The sequence below is a fragment of the Paludibacterium denitrificans genome (assembly GCF_009707705.1).
In the GTDB taxonomy this organism is placed as follows: Bacteria; Pseudomonadota; Gammaproteobacteria; order Burkholderiales; family Chromobacteriaceae; genus Paludibacterium_A; species Paludibacterium_A denitrificans.
Window position 1 is genome coordinate 324,386 of the sequence record NZ_WLYX01000001.1, and the last position, 16,930, is coordinate 341,315.

Here is a 16,930-nt window from a genome sequence, read left to right on the forward strand (position 1 = left end):
GGACAAGACAAGAAAAAAGGCGATGAACTTCATCGCCTTTTTTCTTGTCGTCGCAGCAATCAGGCCGCTTGCGTAGGCGTTGCGCCCTTCACTTCGGTAATCTGATTGCGCTCATCCACAAACACCAAACGCGGGTGATGCGCCTGCTGTTTCAGCTCGGCATCATCAAACAAGCCGAAGGCGGCAATAATCAATAAATCGCCCACCGCTGCGCGGCGTGCCGCCGAGCCGTTAACCGAGATAGTGCCAGAGCCACGTTCCGCCTTGATGGCATAGGTGGCAAAACGCTCGCCATTGGTGACATTCCAGATCTGGATTTCTTCGTGTTCCAGAATGTCTGCTGCTTCCAGCAGGTTTTCATCAATGGCGCACGAGCCGATGTAGTGCAACTCCGAGTGCGTGGCCGTTACCCGGTGGAGCTTGGATTTCAGCATGGTACGCTGCATAGTTATCGCCTTCTTACCTGAGGCCAATCAGCGATTGACTTCGATGTTATCGATCAGACGCGGCTTGCCCAGACGTGCCGCGGCCAGAATGATCAGATGCTTTTCGCCAGCATGGGCAATTTCCAGCGTGTCCGCCCTGGCGGATTTCCACATAATCGACAGTCCAGCCTGCTCCAGATCCGCACGTGCCGCCGCTTCCAGTGCAGCGTAGTCATTATTGCCAGCCAGCAGGCTGTCACGCATCACCGTCAGGTTACGATACAAGCGCGGTGCGGCCGCGCGTTCTTCGGCGGTCAGATAGCCGTTACGCGATGACAGCGCCAGGCCGTCTTCCGCCCGGCCAATGTCAACCGGCACCACTTTTACCGGCAAGTTCAGGTCTTCCACCATCGCCTTGATGATATGCAGTTGCTGATAATCCTTCTTGCCGAAACAGGCAGCATCCGGCTGTACGATGTTGAACAGCTTGCACACCACGGTGGCAACGCCACGGAAATGGCCGGGGCGGAACATGCCACACAATTCGTTCTGGATATGCGGTGGCTCGACATTGAAGTCCTGCTTCACGCGCGGATAAAGCTCGGCTTCGGTCGGGAAAAACAGTGCATCCACGCTTACCGCCCGCAGTTTTTCACAGTCGGCTTCAAAAGTACGTGGATACGCATCAAAGTCTTCACCTTGGCCAAACTGCAAGCGGTTGACAAAAATACTGACCACCACCTTGTCAGCCTGCTGGTGAGCCGCAGCTACCAGCGCCAAGTGCCCCTCGTGAAGGTTGCCCATCGTCGGCACCAAAGCGACCTTGCTTACCGCACGCCGCCAGGCACGCATGTCCTCCACGGTACGGATAATTTCCATCTACAACGCTCCCTGGTCTCAGAAGGAATGTTCTTCCGACGGGAAAGCCCGGGCTTTCACCGCATTGACATAGGCTTCCACAGCACCACGGATGCTGCCTGCCTCATTCATGAAATTCTTGACGAACCGGGCTTTCTTGCCCGGGTATACCCCCAGCAGGTCGTGCATCACCAGCACCTGCCCACCCACGTCGGCGCCTGCGCCAATACCGATGGTCGGGACGGCAAGGCTACGGCTGATGCGGCCCGCCAATTCGGCCGGGACACACTCCATCAGCACCAGGCTGGCACCGGCTTCGGCCAACTGTCTGGCATCATCCAGCAGGCGAGCGGCAGCATCGTCGGTCTTGCCCTGCACCCGATAGCCGCCAAACGCATTGACGAACTGCGGGGTGAGCCCGATGTGCGAACATACCGGAATGCCGCGTTCCACCAGGAAACGCGTGGTTTCCGCCATGAAAGCGCCACCTTCCAGCTTGACCATGTGGGCGCCAGCCTGCATCAGCCGGGCCGCATTGGCAAACGCCTGCTGCGGGCTTTCCTGATAGCTACCAAACGGCATATCGCTCAGTACCAGCGCATTCCCTGCGCCAGCCGCCACACAACGGGTGTGGTAGATCATCTCTTCCATGCTCACCGGCAAGGTCGAATCCCGGTTCTGGATCACCATGCCCAGCGAATCTCCCACCAGCAGAATCTCTACCCCCGCCTGATCAAGTAAGGAGGCAAAGCTTGCGTCATAACAGGTCAGCATGACAATTTTCTGGCCTTCATGAGCCAGCTTCTGCAAGGTGTTGACGGTAATTTTCATACCTGTATTCCTCGTTGCGTTCGGGAAAATCCGGGGGTCTGTCAGCGTGCAAACGCTTCAGACACTCTTGTTGAAGTAACTGCGTTGACCACGCATGTCACTAATGCAGCGCAACAATAGCTCGAAATCTCCGTTACCATCAACCAGGTTGAGGTGATCAGTATTCACGATCAACAACGGGGCGGCCTCGTACTGATGGAAGAACTCGCTGTACGCGGCATGCACACGCTTCAGATACCCCTCGGGGAAATCCAGTTCGTACTCCTCGCCACGGGCGGCCACCCGGTTAAGCAGAATGTCATCCGACGCCTGCAAATAAATCACCAGATCCGGCACCGGATACTCCGGCATCAGCTTGGCTGCCAGCTGGCTATACAGGGTGTGCTCCTGCTCATCCAGATTGACCTTGGCAAACAAGGCATCTTTCTCAAACAGGAAATCGGAAACCAGCGGCGCAGCGAGCAGATCGCCATCCACCATCTGACGCGCCATTTCTGCACGCTGCAACAGGAAAGACAGCTGTGTGGCCGTGCCATGGGCCTGCAAGTTGCGATAAAAGCGCGGCAGAAAAGGATTGGCGCCGGGATCTTCCGGCAGCAAGCGTATGCCCCAATATTCGGACAGACGACGTGCCAGCGATGATTTACCTGCCCCGATCGGACCTTCTACCACGACATAACGCAACTGACTCATGCCATTCTCCTTATTCAACTATCCGCCAAGTCGACACCACAGCGCGACTACATGGCGTGGCGATCATCCCCATCCGGCAGGCGCATCACACCGCTGACATCCAGCCGTTTTACTGCCTCGCGCACTGGTATATCGCCCGCCACCAACAGCTCCGGGGCGATTTCGGCCAACGGCACCAACACAAAGGCCCGTTCATGCAGACGCGGGTGTGGCAGCGTCAGCGTTTCGGTTTGCATCTGGCACCCGTCCACATGCAAGACATCCAGGTCCAGCACGCGCGGCGCATTACGAAAAGTCCGCACACGGCCAAAGCCGGTTTCGATCTGCATCAAGGCTTGCAATAACGCCAACGGCGTCAGGCTGGTATCGAGTTCAGCCACCGCATTGATGAAGTCCGGCTGATCAAGATAACCGACAGGGGTGGTTTTATACAGTGATGACTGCCGTACCACACGCGTGCCATCCAGAGCGGCCGGGGCCGCAAATGCGGCCCTGATCTGTTCCGATGGCCGCTCGAGATTGCTACCCAAAGCGACGTAAGCTCGGGTCACTGGCTCTCTCCGGCGGAATCAGCGGGTGCCCGGCGACGCGGAGAGCGACGGCGGCGACGCTTCTTCACCGCCTCTGCCTCGCCAGTGCCGTCCTGCCGTGCGGCGGCAATCAGCGCTTCGCGCTCATCATGTTCGCCATGCTGGAAATCGTCCCACCATTGCACCAGCGTAGTCGGTACTTCACCCACTTCGGCACGCAGGGCAAAAAAGTCGAACGCAGCCCGGAAACGCGGCTGTTCGAGGAAACGGTATGGGCGCTGACCGGTACGGCTATCAAAGCGCGCCTGCAACGTCCAGATTTCGCGCATGGTAGTACTGAAACGACGCGGAATGGCGAAATCGTTGTCCTGCTCCGATTCGACATCGGCAATCGCCAGCAACAGCGCATGTACCGGCTTTTCGCCTTCCGCCAGATGTTGCTGCCAGTGACGGTGTACCTGACGCCACAGCAAGGTGGCCAGCAAGAAGCCGACCGACACCGGTTTCTCGGCATGGATGCGGGAGTCGGTGCTTTCCAGCGCCAGTTGCAGGAAGGTGTCTTCGCCACCTTCATCCATGACGGCGTCCAGCAGCGGAAACACGCCGCGCGACAAGCCTTCATCCCGCAACTTCTTCAGGCAGGCATAGGCGTGGCCGGACATCAGCAACTTGAGCATTTCGTCAAACAAGCGCGCAGGCGGTTCCTTCTTCAGCAAATGTGCGTGGGAGCGAATCGGCTTGCGGGTATCTTCGTCAATCTCGAAACCCAGCTTGGCAGCCAAACGCACGGCACGCAACATGCGCACCGGGTCTTCCTGATAGCGCCGGGTAGCCTGGCCGATCATCACCAGACGGCGGGCATGCAGGTCTTTCACCCCTTGGTGATAATCGATGATGGTTTCGCTATGCGGGTCATAAAACAGCGCGTTGACAGTGAAATCGCGACGGTGCGCGTCCTCTTCCTGACTGCCAAAGGTATTGTCCGCCATGATGCGACCGGTTTCGTTGAAGTCGTCGATACCACCACCACGGAAGGTGGTGACTTCGATGGTTTCCGGCCCGACCATCACATGCACGATACGAAAACGCTTACCGATGATGCGCGAACGCCGAAACAGATGATGCACCTGTTCCGGCGTGGCATTGGTGGCCACGTCAAAATCTTTGGGGACAGCACCAATCAACAGGTCGCGCACTGCGCCGCCGACAACAAAGGCGGCAAAACCGGCTTCCTGTAATTTGGAGGTGACTTTCAGCGCGGCATGGCTGAGCTGATCTCGGTGAATGCCATGCTGAGCCAGCGGCAGCACGTGTGGCTTGTTGCGACGTTTGGCCATGCCGGATGGCAACTCCAGTACTTTACGGATAAGCTTGCGGATCATTTGGGGGAATGGGTCTTGGAATGTGAAGAGGATTCGCAAGAGTTGGAATTCAAGGGCAAGATTATAGCCTGAATCCGTCATGAAAATACACCAGCGCCCGGCGCATGGCCGGGTGACAGCGCCAGAGCATGGTTTCTCTCCGTGCTCACACGGGGCAGCACTCCTGTTGTCAGTAGGATTTTCTGTTTATCTACCAACACCCAAGCTGCCTCATAACAGCTAATTGATGCCCGGCCACCCCGCATCGTTGCGCCACGCAATATCACACCTTCGAAGCATGAGACCAATTACCCGCATGACACAGCACGCCAAGCGGCTTGACAGTGCAAAACCAGAGGCATAGTCTGACCTCATGCGCCGATTTGAAGACAGCTTGCTGGGCGCACTACAAATACCAGCTAAAGCGCGCGACGGTAAAACCCGCCAACGCTTTGCGAGCGGGTTTTTTGTTTTGTGCTGTGGCTCATACCGGCACTTCCGCACCGTCTTCATGATCGACACACGCTATACCGTCCGGCCATGCCGGATGTATCAGGGCGCCGAGTTAATCGACAACTTGCAGGGCGCCTCCAATAAATCCTGCTAAAGCGTCGCCCCTGGCGTCAGTAGCCGGGCACGCACTAGCGCCCGCTAAGGACATGACCATGTACGACTGCCGGGACGACTCCTATACCGATTTTTCATTTGCCGAATTTGATACCGTGGGAAGCTCCAGACCTCTTTGCGGCAGCCTGACTGCCTCGCCGCTCCAGCCCGATGACACCCTGCCCTTGTCCGATCTGGCCTTGTTTGCCAGCCAGCAAGGCTACCTGACGCAACGCCATGGCCACGATCTGATTATTTGTGACATCAATCTGGCCGATGCACTGATGGTCAACAACCGTTTTGGCTAAGCAGCTGATCATCAGCTGTGACCTGCGGCGCGACCCGCCTGCCCAGTTCGACTAAGCTTACCACACCTGAGCAAGGTTGGCCGAAAACGCCAACCTGCCTGCCACGCCACACGGTCAAGACAGCCTCTGCGCCAGCCCCGTATAATCGCCGGTTTTCCGCTTTAGATTTCGCAGGAATGCATGTTCTTTGAACTGAACCACGCCTCCCGTCGCGACATTCTGGCCGAAGTGCGGCGTATTACCGCCCTCGCGTTGCCCATGATGGTGGCACAGATCGCCCAAGTGGCCACCAGCTTTGTCGATACCGTCATGGCTTAGCCGGGTCAGCACCGACGATCTGGCAGCGGTATCGCTGGGCGCCAGCGTGTTTCTGACGGTGTACGTGACTTTGCTCGGCATCGTCACGGCCCTCAATCCGATTCTCTCGCACCAGTTAGGCTCGGGGGAGCGCGCTGCTATTGGCGAAACCGCGCGCCGGGCATCTGGTTTGGGCTGTTCCTAGGGCTGGCCGGTGCCGCCCTCATGCTGCTGTGCCAGCCCTTGCTACGTGCATGGCTGGACTTGCCCGCCGAGGTGGAGGACAAGGCGATGCTGTTTATCAGCGGCACCGCTGTCGGCATGCTTAAGCGGCCATGATGCACCGCGCTCTGCACGCCTACGCCTCCAGCCTTAATCGTCCCAAGCCGATCATGGTGGTCAGCCTGATTGCACTGGCGCTCAACATTCCACTTAATTACCTGCTGATCCATGGCCTGTTTGGCTTGCCCCGGCTGGGTGGTGCTAGCTGTGGCTGGGCGACCGGGGTGGTGTTCTGGTTCAATTGTCTGGCGCTGTTTGCTTACCTGTGCTGGCACCGGCATTTTCGTGACTATCGGCTAACCGAACGTTTCAGCCCGCCGCACTGGCAGCGCTATCTCACGTTCTTGCAACTGGGCTTGCCGATCGGCTTGTCGTTTTTTGTCGAAGTCAGCCTGTTCACTTTTATTGCCTTGCTGGTGGCGCAGCTCGGTACGGTCGTGGTTGCCAGCCATCAGGCTGTGCTGAATTTTTCCAGTATTCTTTACATGTTGCCGCAGAGTCTTTCCACCGCCTTGAGCATCCGCGTCGGGCAGAATCTGGGGGCGGGCAATTATCGCGGGGCACGCTTTGTCTCTGGCGTTGGCTTGCTCACCGGGGTGTGTCTGGCGGCAGTCGTCATGCTGGTGGTGCTGTTCGGGCGCCATACCATCATGCAGATGTATAGCCCCGACCCTCGTGTTGCCACGCTGGGAGCCACCCTATTGCTGTTTGCTGCCATTTACCAACTGACCGATGCGGCCCAGAGCATTGCCTCCGGCGCCTTGCGGGGCTACAAGCTGACTACGGTGCCCATGCTGATCCACATCACTTCGTTCTGGGGGTTGGGCCTTGGGCTAGGCATCACGCTGGGGCTGACCAACTGGCTGACGCATCAAGCCATGGGTATTGTCGGCTTCTGGTTTGCACTGGATATCAGCCTGACCGTCGCCGCACTGCTGCTGGTCAGCTATCTGGCGTTTGAAAGCCGACGCCGCCTGCACCGTCAACTCGATCAAGGACAAGCCACGTGAGCCTTGTTATTCAGCACGACATTTCCCTCAAGCCCTTCAACACCTTTGGCATGGCGGTGCGCGCCCGTCATTTTTGCCACCTGACCGCTGCCGAACAGCTGCCCGAGCTACTCAAGTTGGCCGAATACCAGAACGGGCCGGTCTTGTGGCTGGGTGGTGGCAGCAATGTGCTGTTTACCCGTGATTTTGACGGGCTGGTGGTGAAACTCGACAACAAGGGAATTCGCCAACTGGAGGCCGATGCCGATCACGTCATCGTCGAAGCCGCCGCAGGCGAAATCTGGCACGATTTCGTCTGCCATAGCTTGCAACAGGGCTGGTATGGGCTGGAAAACCTCAGTCTGATTCCCGGCACCGTGGGAGCCAGCCCGGTACAAAACATCGGCGCTTACGGCGTGGAAGTGAAAGACGCCATCCATGAAGTGGTGTGCGCCGATCTGCAACGCGGTGGCGAAATCGTGGTATTGAGTAATGCCGATTGCCGTTTTGGCTATCGTGACAGCCTGTTCAAACACGCCGAAGCCGGGCGATGGCTGGTTCTGGCTGTACGTTTCCGGCTGGCGCGCCGTGCCAGTTTGCACATGGATTATGGCGATATCCGCCAACAGCTGGAGAGCATGGGAGTCAGCCAACCCACCGCGCAGGATGTGAGCCGCGCCATCATCCACATCCGCTCGACCAAGCTTCCCAACCCGGCCGAGCTGGGCAACGCTTACAGCTTCTTCAAAAACCCGGTGGTGTCGGCAGGGTTGGCCGAAACACTGATTGCACGCTATCCGGCACTGCCGCATTACCCGGCTGGCCCGGGTCAGGTGAAACTGGCGGCTTAGCTGGCTGATCGATCAGGCTGGCTTCAAGGGCTACCGGCATGGCGACGCCGGTGTCCACACGCGTCAGGCGCTGGTGCTGGTCAATTATGGCGCGGCCAGTGGCGAGCAAATATGGCAACTGGCCAACGATATTCGTCAGGCGGTATGGGAACGTTATCAGGTTCGGCTCGAGCCGGAACCGGTCGTGCTGTAAGGGCAGGCAACAACATGACGCAAGCGGTAGAGGTGCTGGTATTCGATCTGGGCGGCGTCCTGGTGGACTGGAACGGGGTCGATCCGCTGATCGAGCTGACAGCTTTAAACCGCCTGAGCCGCGAGGCGGCGCGCCAGTTCTGGATGCACACACCATGGGTTGCTGAACTCGACAGCGGACGCTGCACGCCAGAGCAGTTTGCCACCGCGATGACAGAAGAACTGGAACTCGGCCTCAGCGCCAGTGAGATGACCCGCCTGCTGGGTGAATGGGTACAAGGCCCCTACCCCGGCGTCAAGCCATTGCTGCAACAACTCAAAGCACGCTACCGACTAGCGGTATTGAGCAATAACAATGCCCTGCACTGGGAGAAAATTGGCCGGGACATGGTGTGGGACGAACTGTTCGATGCCACGTTTGCTTCGCACCTGCTGGGCTTGCGCAAACCGGATGCTGCCATTTATCAGCATGTGCAGCAACAACTGGCCGTGTCGCCGTCACACATCGTCTTCTTCGATGACAACATCGAATGCGTGGAAGCCGCCCGTCGTGTTGGCTGGCAAGCGTTTCACACCAAAGGCATCGCGGAATTGACGCAAGTGCTGCACCGGCAAGGCTGGTTAGCACCAGACCTTGCCGATACCACAGCTGCCGTCAGATAACCGCTCCGGCCAGCAGAAACAGATACACCACCACGCCATAGCCCAGCGTCCAGACCAAGGAACGCGCCGTGGGCCAATCCAGCACGTAACACACGCCATGCAGCACACGGGCCAGTAAAAATACCGCTGCCGCCACATCCAGACGCGGGAAAGGTACCTTCATCAGCACCGCTACGATAATGGCCGCGGCATAGATCGGCAACGCCTCCCGTGCATTCTGCTGCGCCCAGTTGGCACGCTGCCGGTAGCCGCTGGCCTGCGCCAGCACATCGCGCGGACGGTGATTGTCATACGGCGCCCCGGCTTTGGCCACCACGGCCCACACCAGCGGCAAGGCGGCGACCAGCAAAATACTCCACAGTGCAAACGGCATGATGGCTTCCTTCTAATCAGACCACGACACCGGCGCCTAGATGTCGTCATCGTCGGGCGAGCGCAGATAATGCGCATCGTCAAACGTGGACACCCATTGCGGCCGGTACACCACCATGACCGCAATCACCAGACCGGTGGTAAACGCCTCGGACCAAGACAATAAAAAATAGAACGGCAATGTATCCGCCAACAGGTAATCCCACGGATAGGCTTCGGCCAACCCCAGCGTAACCAGCCCGGTAAGGCCCGCGGCAAACATGCTGAAACCACCGGCCGAGAAGGCATTGACGAACACATACACAAAAAAGTGGCCGGGCAACTTGTGCCGAGCCCAGTGCAAGGTCGCGCGCACCACCATTACCGGCACCAAGACCGTTGCCAGCCAGTTGATGCCCATCGCCAGCCAGTCACCCTGTGTCCCCGCGGTCACAGCCAGCAGCACCGCCGCCAATCCCAATAAAGCAAATGGAGCACCGGCCAGCAAGGTCAGGACGGCCGCGCCGATCAGATGAAACGACAATCCGGGCTTGAAGCCACCCTTCATCAGCCACAACACCATGATCAGCACGCAGCCGCCCAGCCAGGCATTCAGGACATGTGGCGCCAGTGAATGCCAACGCACCCGCGTCGCAGCCAAGCCGAGCAGTGCAAGTGTCAGGCCATTGGCCAGCCACAAGGCCCAGTCGGCAAAAAAGAAAGAGGGTAAATCCATGATGATAGTTGTCGGCAGATTTTCTACCGCCATGATACCAGAGCCATCAACACCACCCCCACAGTCAGGCGGCTGACCGGTACAATATCGCCTTTACGGAGAGACGCAGATGCCATCCTTACCAGCCTTTCACCTGATCGCGCAGCAAGTCAGCCAGACGTTGGCCGAAGACATTGGCCAGTGTGACTGGACCGCCCAGCTGATTAGCGACGACGCCATCGGCCACGCCACTGTCGTGGCACGCGAAAGCGCCATTCTCTGCGGCCAGCCATGGTTTGATGAATGCTACCGGCAGGTGGATGCACGCTGCCGGTACACTGGCATGTGGCTGAAGGTGACCGGGTCAATGCCGATACCGTGCTTTGCACTGTCAGCGGCCCGGCGCGCGCCTTGCTCACCGCCGAACGCTCCAGCCTCAACTTTCTGCAGACCCTGTCCGCCGTCGCCAGCGAAACCCGCCGCTATGTGGATGTGGTAACTGGCACACGCGCCCGTATTCTGGATACGCGCAAGACCTTGCCGGGCCTGCGCCGGCACAAAAGTATGCGGTTACGGTCGGCGGTGGCGTCAACCAGCGGATCGGCCTGTTTGACGGCATTCTCATCAAGGAAAACCACATCATGGCCGCTGGCAGCATCCGTCAGGCTCTGGCTGCCGCGCTCCAATCCCTGCCGCCCAACGTAACGCTGCAAATCGAAGTGGAAACCCCGGATGAACTGCAACAGGCGCTGGACGGCGGCGCCAAACTGGTGCTGTTGGACAACATGTCGACGGATGACATGCGCCGCGCGGTTGAGATGACCGCAGGCCGCGCCGAACTGGAAGCCTCCGGTGGCGTCGACCTGACCACCGTGCGCGCCATCGCCGAAACCGGTGTCGATCGCATTTCCGTCGGCAAACTCACCAAAGACGTGCGCGCCATCGACCTGTCGATGCGCTTTGCCCTGTAAGCGCTAACGGGGTGGCGGACACAACGCCGCCGCCAACAAACGCAGCATGGCAGCAGTCGCCCCCCAGATGGTGTGCTGCTGCCGGTCAACGACAAATAGTGGCCACTGATGCCATCGCGCTGATAGGCATGACGTTGATAGCGTGTAACATCCAGCGCCAACGCGAGCGGCACTTCAAAAATCTCGGCCACCTCTCCCGGCGCGGGGGTCAACGCAAGCGGCGGCAACAACAGCCCCACCACCGGCGTCACCTGATAGGAAGTAATGGTCATGTAATCCGGCAAGGTCCCCAGCAGTTGCACGTGACGGGCATCCAGACCGATTTCTTCACGCGCCTCACGCAATGCCGCTGCACAGGCATTGGCATCTTGGGGGTCAATCTTGCCACCGGGGAAACTCACCTGACCGGCATGCTGGGATAAATGGTCGGTACGGCGCGTCAGCAACACGCTAGGCTCTGCCTCATGCCAGACCAGCGGCACCAGCACCGCAGCTTACCGTGGCGTACCTGATGGTGGACGAAACGGAATATCTCCGGCGCGTCCGGTAAAGTCGAATTCGGCCAACCTTTGCCGAATCCATGCCTGCGCCTCTGATGCCTCAGCGGGCCACATCATGACTGTCCCTTATCGCTTTTGCGTTCAATTTTTGGCAGCGACAGCTCCCTCCAGTGGGCCAGCAATCTCAGCGCCGGGCCAGCCAACAGTAATAGCTGCAAGGACAAGGGGCTGACCCAGCCTACCAATCCATCAAAAACAATCCGCTTGCCACCAGAATAGACACGGTGCCGTAAAAATCCTGATGCAGGATAAAAGGAATATCATTGACCATCATGTCGCGTACCACCCCTCCGCCCACGGCGGTCACAAACCCCAGCAGCACCACGCCAAAAGCATTCAGCCCCAGTGTCAGCCCCGCCTCTGCCCCTGTCAGGCTGAATGCCACCAGCCCCAACGAGTCTGCCAGAATGAACAGACGGGTCACCGTGCTACCCTCCCGCCGATGCAAACCGGCCAGCCACGACACAAACAGCGTCGCGGTAATAATTCCCAGATTGGTATAGTCAAAAAACACCGCCGGGATACGGCTGATCAGCACATCACGGATCATGCCGCCGCCGATTGCCGTCAGCAACGACACAATCACGATACCCAGCAAATCCAGCCGTTTGCGCACGCCGATCAGATAACCGGAAAACGCAAAGGCCACCGTGCCAATGGCAGACAACAACTGCATCTGCAACAGGCGATTGGTCAAATCCATCATGGTCGTAATCAAAAAAAACGCCAGACCTTGAGCGGTCTGGCGTGGATTATTCGTTAACGATAACCCTCAGCGGCGCATCGAATCAAAGAAAGCCAGATTCGACTTGGTCGCCCTGATTTTATCTTGCAGGAACTCCATCGCTTCCACATCATCCATCGGATACAGCAACTTGCGCAACACCCAGATCCGTTGCAGTTGGTCTTGTGGAATCAGCAACTCTTCACGACGCGTACCAGAACGATTGATGTTCAGCGCCGGGAAAATCCGCTTTTCTGCCATGCGGCGGTCAAGGTGGATTTCACAGTTACCCGTACCCTTGAATTCTTCATAGATCACATCGTCCATACGGCTGCCGGTGTCGATCAGCGCCGTAGCGATAATGGTCAGGCTGCCGCCCTCTTCCAGATTCCGCGCCGCGCCAAAGAAACGCTTCGGACGTTGCAGGGCATTGGCATCCACACCACCGGTCAGCACCTTGCCGGAAGCTTACACCACGGTGTTATAAGCCCGTGCCAGACGCGTAATGGAGTCAAGCAGGATTACGACATCTTTCTTGTGCTCAACCAAACGCTTGGCTTTTTCAATGACCATTTCGGCCACTTGCACGTGACGGGTAGCCTCGTCAAAAGTCGACGAAACCACTTCACCCTTGACCGAACGTTGCATCTCGGTCACTTCTTCCGGGCGCTCGTCAATCAGCAACACAATCATCACGGCTTCCGGATGATTGGCGGTAATCGCATGGGCCAGTGCTGCAGCATCACGGTTTTACCCGATTTTGGCGGAGCCACCAGCAGTGCACGCTGGCCTTTGCCAATCGGAGCCACCAGATCAACGATACGGCCAGTGATATTTTCCTCACCGCGAATATCGCGTTCCAGTTTGAATTGCTCAGTCGGGAATAACGGCGTCAGATTCTCAAACAGGATTTTATGTTTGGAATTTTCCGGCGGCTCGCCATTAACCTTATCGACCTTCACCAGCGCAAAATAACGCTCGCCATCCTTAGGTGTGCGAATCTCGCCTTCGATGGAATCACCGGTGTGCAAATTGAAGCGGCGAATCTGCGACGGGCTGACATAAATATCATCAGGCCCAGCCAGATAAGACGTATCCGGGCTGCGCAGAAAACCAAAACCGTCCGGCAACACTTCCAGCGTGCCTTCACCATAAATGCTTTCGCCTTTTTTGGCCTGGTTCTTGAGAAGCGCAAAAATCAAATCCTGTTTGCGCAGACGGTTGGCGCCATCAATCTCGTTGGCAATAGCCATTTCAACGAGTTCGGTGACATGAAGGTGTTTGAGATCAGATAAATGCATAGCAGCCGTAAGGTCGACTCGAAAACGATTAGGCGGAACGCTTATTCGGGGGTGTGGAAGCGGATACGAAACAGGCGGCATGGTAAAGCCGCCTGTCTTTGAAGAATGTGAGGGGAGAATAGACGCTTTAAATGTGGCTGTCAATAAAAGCGGTCAACTGGCTTTTGGCCAAAGCGCCCACTTTGGTAGCGACCACATTACCATCCTTGAAGATCATCAGAGTCGGGATGCCGCGAATACCAAATTTCGGCGGCGTCAGCTCATTCTGGTCGATATTCAGCTTGGCTACTTTCAGGCGGCCATCGTATTCCTTGGCCACTTCATCCAGAATCGGCGCAATCATCTTGCAAGGACCACACCACTCAGCCCAGTAATCAACCAGCACCGGGCCTTCGGCCTTCAGCACGTCTTGTTCAAAAGAATCGTCGGACACATACTGGATCAGATCGCTCATGGCTTCCTCTCAATGAATTCTGTAGGTGAAGAAAACGTAATCAGGCCTGCACTACTCTTCATTAAAGCAGCCGACACCGCGTTTTCCGGCAAGATTGCAACGATGGTAACAAGCGACCGCGCCAGCGGCAACCTGCAACACGCCGATGCAAGCTACATGGTGCAAATTGGCCAGCTTTCAAGCACACAGCAGTCCGCAAACTGACTCAATGCCAGCCATCATGCCAGCGGGCTAACATTTGGATAACAATCTCCTGCTACTGTCCTGCCCGTGCTTCGGTATAATGCCAAGCTGTTTCTACCAAGAAGGACTCAAGATGGGTTTCTTGCAAGGCAAAAAAATTCTCATCACCGGCATGATTTCCAACCGCTCCATCGCCTACGGCATCGCCCGTGCATGTCACCGTCAGGGTGCGGAGTTGGCGTTTACCTATGTGGTAGACAAACTGGAAGACCGTGTCCGTGACATGGCTGCCGACTTTGGCTCCAAACTGGTTTTCCGCTGCGACGTACAGAACGACGATGAGATCAACCAGTTGTTTGTCGATCTCGGCAAAGAATGGGACGGGCTGGACGGTTTGGTACATGCCATCGCCTTTGCCCCGCGCGAATCGCTGGAAGGTGATTTCCTGGACGCACTCACGCGCGAAGCATTCCAGACAGCTCAGGACGTTTCTGCCTACAGTTTCCCGGCTCTGGCCAAAGCTGCCCGCCCGATGATGCAGGGCCGCAATGCAGCACTGCTGACCTTGTCCTATCTGGGCGCAGTTCGTGCCATTCCGCATTACAACGTTATGGGTCTGGCTAAAGCCAGCCCGGAATCGGCCGTACGTTTCATGGCTGCCAGCCTCGGTCGTGAAGGTATCCGCGTCAATGGTATCTCCGCCGGTCCGATCAAAACCCCGCCGCTTCAGGCATCTCCGGCTTCTCCAAGCTGCTGAGCATGGCCTCCAGCCGGGCCTGCCTGCGGCGCAACGTGACGACAGAAGAAGTCGGCAATACCGCCGCCTTCCTGCTCTCCGATCTGGCATCCGGCATCACTGGTGAAATCACTTATGTGGACGCTTAAGCTACAACATCAACGCCCTCAACGTTCCGGATGCTTGAGCATAGCTTCTCGAACTAAGCGCAAATCACACCAAGAGCCCGGCCAGTGTCGGGCTTTTTTTGTTTCTGCCTGATTACTTAAAACAGCTGCTCGAGCAGGGAACATCTCAGCCTGTTAAACGCAGCTATGCCAACGGTTTATTCAATCCGCCAGCGCATTATCTTTAGCTATTGCGCAGGTGGTGCGGTTACCGCTCCAGCTCGTTCTCCAGCCGCGGCAGGTTGCACCGGCACCTGAGCGTTATTGGCTTCCGAGCCATACGGCGGGAAGTTATACGGTTCTACCGGCAAAGCTTTCAACTTATCTTGCACATCGGGCTGCGCAGCAGAGATATCGACCGGTACCGACTGATAGACATGAGTCAGCCGTTCGATACGCCCGCCATCGATATCGGCTTAAGCAATGGTACTCGGCTTTCTTCCAGAGCCAACTCCGTCAGGTTGCTCTCAGCACGCACGACAAGTGGTCGTTTGTCGGCATATTCCTGCACCGGTTCGTAGGGAAGCCATGACCCAACGATCCTGATCCAGCCCGAACAAGAACGGCTCGTCAATCACCCGCACCGGCGTACCCGGCTTGAGCTGCGGGAACAATTCGGCCGCATCCTCCGGATACAGATGCAAACAGCCATGACTGGTGCGCATTCCCACTCCCCATGGCTTATTGGTTCCATGGATGAAAATTCCGGGGAAGCCGGTTTGCATGGCCAGCATCCCCATCGGATTATCCGGACCGGGGGGAAATACTCCGGCAGTTCAACCCCCTCTTCCTTTAAATGCTCATCATGAATACTCTTGGGAACGAACCAACCGGGGTCGCGATATTTGGCGGTGATCTTGGTGGTACCGAGCGGCGTTGACCAGCCTTCCCGGGCGATACTGACCGGATAAGTAATCACCTGCGGCGGCTGGTTTTGGGCAGCGGGCGGAAAGAAAAACAGCTTGCTGGGAGATATTGATGATGATTCCATTCCGGGCCTGGGGGCAAAATGAATTGCCGTGGCACCACCACTTGCTTGGCCGCCAGCCATACCGATGCATGAGGATTGGCAAACACGATTTCGTCATAGCCCACATCGAAGTGCCGGGCGATGTCCAACAACGTATTATCCTGACGTGGACTGACCACTATGGTTTTACCGACGACAGTGGAGCCGTCCGTAGGCAGCGTGAACGTGGCGGCCACACTATAGGGAGCGATACCGCAGGCTATCAGTAACCCCAGCCCACCGCATCGCAACACTGACCACAGCGCCGACATCATAAAAACACCATGTTTATGCATAACTTCAGGAAAATTCGGTTTGCGTGCTTGCTGCTCGGGTTGATGTTATCGACACCCGTCTGGGCCGACTCGTCGCACTGGATTCTGGTCGACAGCGCCAGCCATACCTTGACAGTATTAACCACCAATAATCGTGTTCTGGCGCGATTCGATAATATTTCCCTCGGTCGGGGCGGCGTCGCGCCGGTACATTATCGCGGCGATGACACCACGCCACAGGGAGAATTTCGTATTTGGCAGATCCGTCCGTCCGCGCAATTCGGCATGTTTTACGAATTGGACTATCCCACTCCCGCACATGCCAAATTGGCATGGCAAGCGGGAAAGATTGATCAGCCAACATTTGATTCCATCACCCAGGCCAATCTTAATCACCAGCCACCACGCCGCGACACGGCACTGGGCAGTGAGATCGGCATACATGGACTTGGCCATGGTAACGCCATCATTCACAAACAATACGACTGGACTTCCGGCTGTGTGGCGCTCACCAACAGCCAATTGCATCATCTCACGCGCTGGGCCAAGCCCGGCATGCGGGTAGTCATTCGCTAGGGGTAAGAACCGGCGATGACTA

At 57.3% G+C, this 16,930-nt stretch carries 21 protein-coding genes and 6 pseudogenes; 11 read left to right on the forward strand and 16 right to left on the reverse strand.

Translation table 11 applies throughout. The annotated features are described in order from the left end of the window. Positions 1–59: 59 nt before the first annotated feature. The 6 genes from panD to pcnB are packed head-to-tail and all read right to left on the reverse strand — an operon-like array spanning position 60 to position 4,719. Positions 60–446 (reverse strand): aspartate 1-decarboxylase, encoded by a 387-nt coding sequence (gene panD, locus GKE73_RS02225; protein WP_230368912.1) that lies wholly within the window; start codon positions 444–446, stop codon positions 60–62. Between the two features lie 27 nt (positions 447–473). Further along, positions 474–1,304: a pantoate--beta-alanine ligase gene (gene panC / locus GKE73_RS02230; RefSeq protein ID WP_230368913.1), complete on the reverse strand. Its 831-nt coding sequence runs from the start codon at positions 1,302–1,304 to the stop codon at positions 474–476. A gap of 18 nt (positions 1,305–1,322) precedes the next feature. Continuing rightward, a complete protein-coding gene (gene panB / locus GKE73_RS02235) occupies positions 1,323–2,114 on the reverse strand; it encodes a 3-methyl-2-oxobutanoate hydroxymethyltransferase (protein ID WP_230368914.1) in 792 nt (263 codons plus the stop codon). Positions 2,115–2,171: 57 nt separating this feature from the next. Next, entirely contained in the window at positions 2,172–2,807 is a 636-nt protein-coding gene (locus GKE73_RS02240) for a deoxynucleoside kinase (RefSeq protein ID WP_230368915.1), read from the reverse strand. A 47-nt stretch (positions 2,808–2,854) separates the two neighbouring features. Beyond that, positions 2,855–3,358 carry a 2-amino-4-hydroxy-6-hydroxymethyldihydropteridine diphosphokinase gene (gene folK, locus GKE73_RS02245; RefSeq protein WP_230368916.1) on the reverse strand — a complete coding sequence of 168 codons (504 nt, stop codon included), beginning with the start codon at positions 3,356–3,358 and terminating at the stop codon, positions 2,855–2,857. Then, on the reverse strand, positions 3,355–4,719 hold the full coding sequence (pcnB, locus tag GKE73_RS02250; RefSeq protein WP_230368917.1) for a polynucleotide adenylyltransferase PcnB: 1,365 nt from the start codon (positions 4,717–4,719) through the stop codon (positions 3,355–3,357). The genes folK and pcnB overlap by 4 nt, the downstream gene beginning before the upstream one ends. A gap of 352 nt (positions 4,720–5,071) precedes the next feature. Here pcnB and GKE73_RS02255 point away from each other — a divergent pair, with 352 nt between their 5' ends. The 7 genes and pseudogenes from GKE73_RS02255 (at position 5,072) to GKE73_RS02275 (ending at position 8,886) form a co-directional block, all read left to right on the forward strand. Continuing rightward, positions 5,072–5,305 carry a hypothetical protein gene (locus GKE73_RS02255; protein WP_230368918.1) on the forward strand — a complete coding sequence of 78 codons (234 nt, stop codon included), beginning with the start codon at positions 5,072–5,074 and terminating at the stop codon, positions 5,303–5,305. A 52-nt stretch (positions 5,306–5,357) separates the two neighbouring features. Beyond that, a complete protein-coding gene (locus GKE73_RS02260; RefSeq protein WP_230368919.1) occupies positions 5,358–5,612 on the forward strand; it encodes a hypothetical protein in 255 nt (84 codons plus the stop codon). A 180-nt stretch (positions 5,613–5,792) separates the two neighbouring features. Continuing rightward, complete coding sequence (locus GKE73_RS25295; protein ID WP_376767255.1) at positions 5,793–5,930, forward strand: hypothetical protein; 138 nt, start codon at positions 5,793–5,795, stop codon at positions 5,928–5,930. Next, complete coding sequence (locus tag GKE73_RS25300; protein WP_376767256.1) at positions 5,908–6,114, forward strand: MATE family efflux transporter; 207 nt, start codon at positions 5,908–5,910, stop codon at positions 6,112–6,114. Before GKE73_RS25295 ends, GKE73_RS25300 begins: the two co-directional genes overlap by 23 nt. 133 nt (positions 6,115–6,247) lie before the next feature. Beyond that, on the forward strand, positions 6,248–7,201 hold the full coding sequence (locus tag GKE73_RS02265) for an MATE family efflux transporter (RefSeq protein ID WP_376767257.1): 954 nt from the start codon (positions 6,248–6,250) through the stop codon (positions 7,199–7,201). A gap of 50 nt (positions 7,202–7,251) precedes the next feature. Next, positions 7,252–8,224 (forward strand): annotated as a pseudogene (gene murB, locus GKE73_RS02270) (UDP-N-acetylmuramate dehydrogenase). Between the two features lie 14 nt (positions 8,225–8,238). Then, positions 8,239–8,886 carry an HAD family hydrolase gene (locus GKE73_RS02275; protein ID WP_230368920.1) on the forward strand — a complete coding sequence of 216 codons (648 nt, stop codon included), beginning with the start codon at positions 8,239–8,241 and terminating at the stop codon, positions 8,884–8,886. Here the strand turns inward: GKE73_RS02275 and GKE73_RS02280 are convergent. Together GKE73_RS02280 and GKE73_RS02285 are read right to left on the reverse strand one after the other, a co-directional pair. Then, positions 8,879–9,259, reverse strand: a complete 381-nt coding sequence (locus GKE73_RS02280) for an MAPEG family protein (protein ID WP_230368921.1) — start codon at positions 9,257–9,259, stop codon at positions 8,879–8,881. The genes GKE73_RS02275 and GKE73_RS02280 overlap by 8 nt on opposite strands. A 36-nt stretch (positions 9,260–9,295) precedes the next feature. Next, on the reverse strand, positions 9,296–10,006 hold the full coding sequence (locus GKE73_RS02285; protein ID WP_230368922.1) for an energy-coupling factor ABC transporter permease: 711 nt from the start codon (positions 10,004–10,006) through the stop codon (positions 9,296–9,298). 249 nt (positions 10,007–10,255) lie between these two features. Between GKE73_RS02285 and nadC the strand changes: the two are divergent. Beyond that, positions 10,256–10,923: pseudogene (gene nadC, locus GKE73_RS02290) on the forward strand (carboxylating nicotinate-nucleotide diphosphorylase). A 167-nt stretch (positions 10,924–11,090) separates the two neighbouring features. Here the strand turns inward: nadC and GKE73_RS02295 are convergent. The 5 genes and pseudogenes from GKE73_RS02295 to trxA form a co-directional block, all read right to left on the reverse strand. Continuing rightward, a pseudogene (locus GKE73_RS02295) lies at positions 11,091–11,411 on the reverse strand (NUDIX hydrolase); the annotation flags it as partial. 6 nt (positions 11,412–11,417) lie between these two features. Continuing rightward, positions 11,418–11,540: a hypothetical protein gene (locus tag GKE73_RS22205; protein ID WP_280954705.1), complete on the reverse strand. Its 123-nt coding sequence runs from the start codon at positions 11,538–11,540 to the stop codon at positions 11,418–11,420. Positions 11,541–11,661: 121 nt separating this feature from the next. Beyond that, positions 11,662–12,201, reverse strand: a complete 540-nt coding sequence (locus GKE73_RS02300; RefSeq protein WP_230368923.1) for a trimeric intracellular cation channel family protein — start codon at positions 12,199–12,201, stop codon at positions 11,662–11,664. 54 nt (positions 12,202–12,255) lie between these two features. Beyond that, positions 12,256–13,508: pseudogene (gene rho, locus GKE73_RS02305) on the reverse strand (transcription termination factor Rho). 127 nt (positions 13,509–13,635) lie between these two features. Next, the gene (trxA, locus tag GKE73_RS02310) at positions 13,636–13,962 is read right to left on the reverse strand and encodes a thioredoxin TrxA (protein ID WP_230368924.1); all 327 of its coding nucleotides are present in this window, start codon (positions 13,960–13,962) and stop codon (positions 13,636–13,638) included. A gap of 12 nt (positions 13,963–13,974) precedes the next feature. Between trxA and GKE73_RS02315 the strand changes: the two genes are divergently transcribed. Together GKE73_RS02315 and fabI are read left to right on the forward strand one after the other, a co-directional pair. Beyond that, a complete protein-coding gene (locus GKE73_RS02315) occupies positions 13,975–14,166 on the forward strand; it encodes a hypothetical protein (protein WP_230368925.1) in 192 nt (63 codons plus the stop codon). Positions 14,167–14,278: 112 nt separating this feature from the next. After that, a pseudogene (fabI, locus tag GKE73_RS02320) lies at positions 14,279–15,068 on the forward strand (enoyl-ACP reductase FabI). Between the two features lie 447 nt (positions 15,069–15,515). Here the strand turns inward: fabI and GKE73_RS22210 are convergent. The 3 genes and pseudogenes from GKE73_RS22210 to GKE73_RS02330 form a co-directional block, all read right to left on the reverse strand. Beyond that, positions 15,516–15,788, reverse strand: coding sequence for a L,D-transpeptidase (locus tag GKE73_RS22210; protein ID WP_280954706.1), 273 nt, complete (start codon positions 15,786–15,788; stop codon positions 15,516–15,518). 74 nt (positions 15,789–15,862) lie between these two features. Beyond that, positions 15,863–16,039, reverse strand: a pseudogene (locus GKE73_RS26850) (L,D-transpeptidase family protein); the annotation flags it as partial. Continuing rightward, on the reverse strand, positions 15,964–16,332 hold the full coding sequence (locus GKE73_RS02330) for a L,D-transpeptidase family protein (RefSeq protein WP_230368926.1): 369 nt from the start codon (positions 16,330–16,332) through the stop codon (positions 15,964–15,966). The pseudogene GKE73_RS26850 and the gene GKE73_RS02330, both read right to left, overlap by 76 nt. A gap of 9 nt (positions 16,333–16,341) precedes the next feature. Here GKE73_RS02330 and GKE73_RS02335 point away from each other — a divergent pair, with 9 nt between their 5' ends. Next, the gene (locus tag GKE73_RS02335) at positions 16,342–16,908 is read left to right on the forward strand and encodes a L,D-transpeptidase family protein (RefSeq protein WP_230368927.1); all 567 of its coding nucleotides are present in this window, start codon (positions 16,342–16,344) and stop codon (positions 16,906–16,908) included. Positions 16,909–16,930 lie beyond the last annotated feature (22 nt).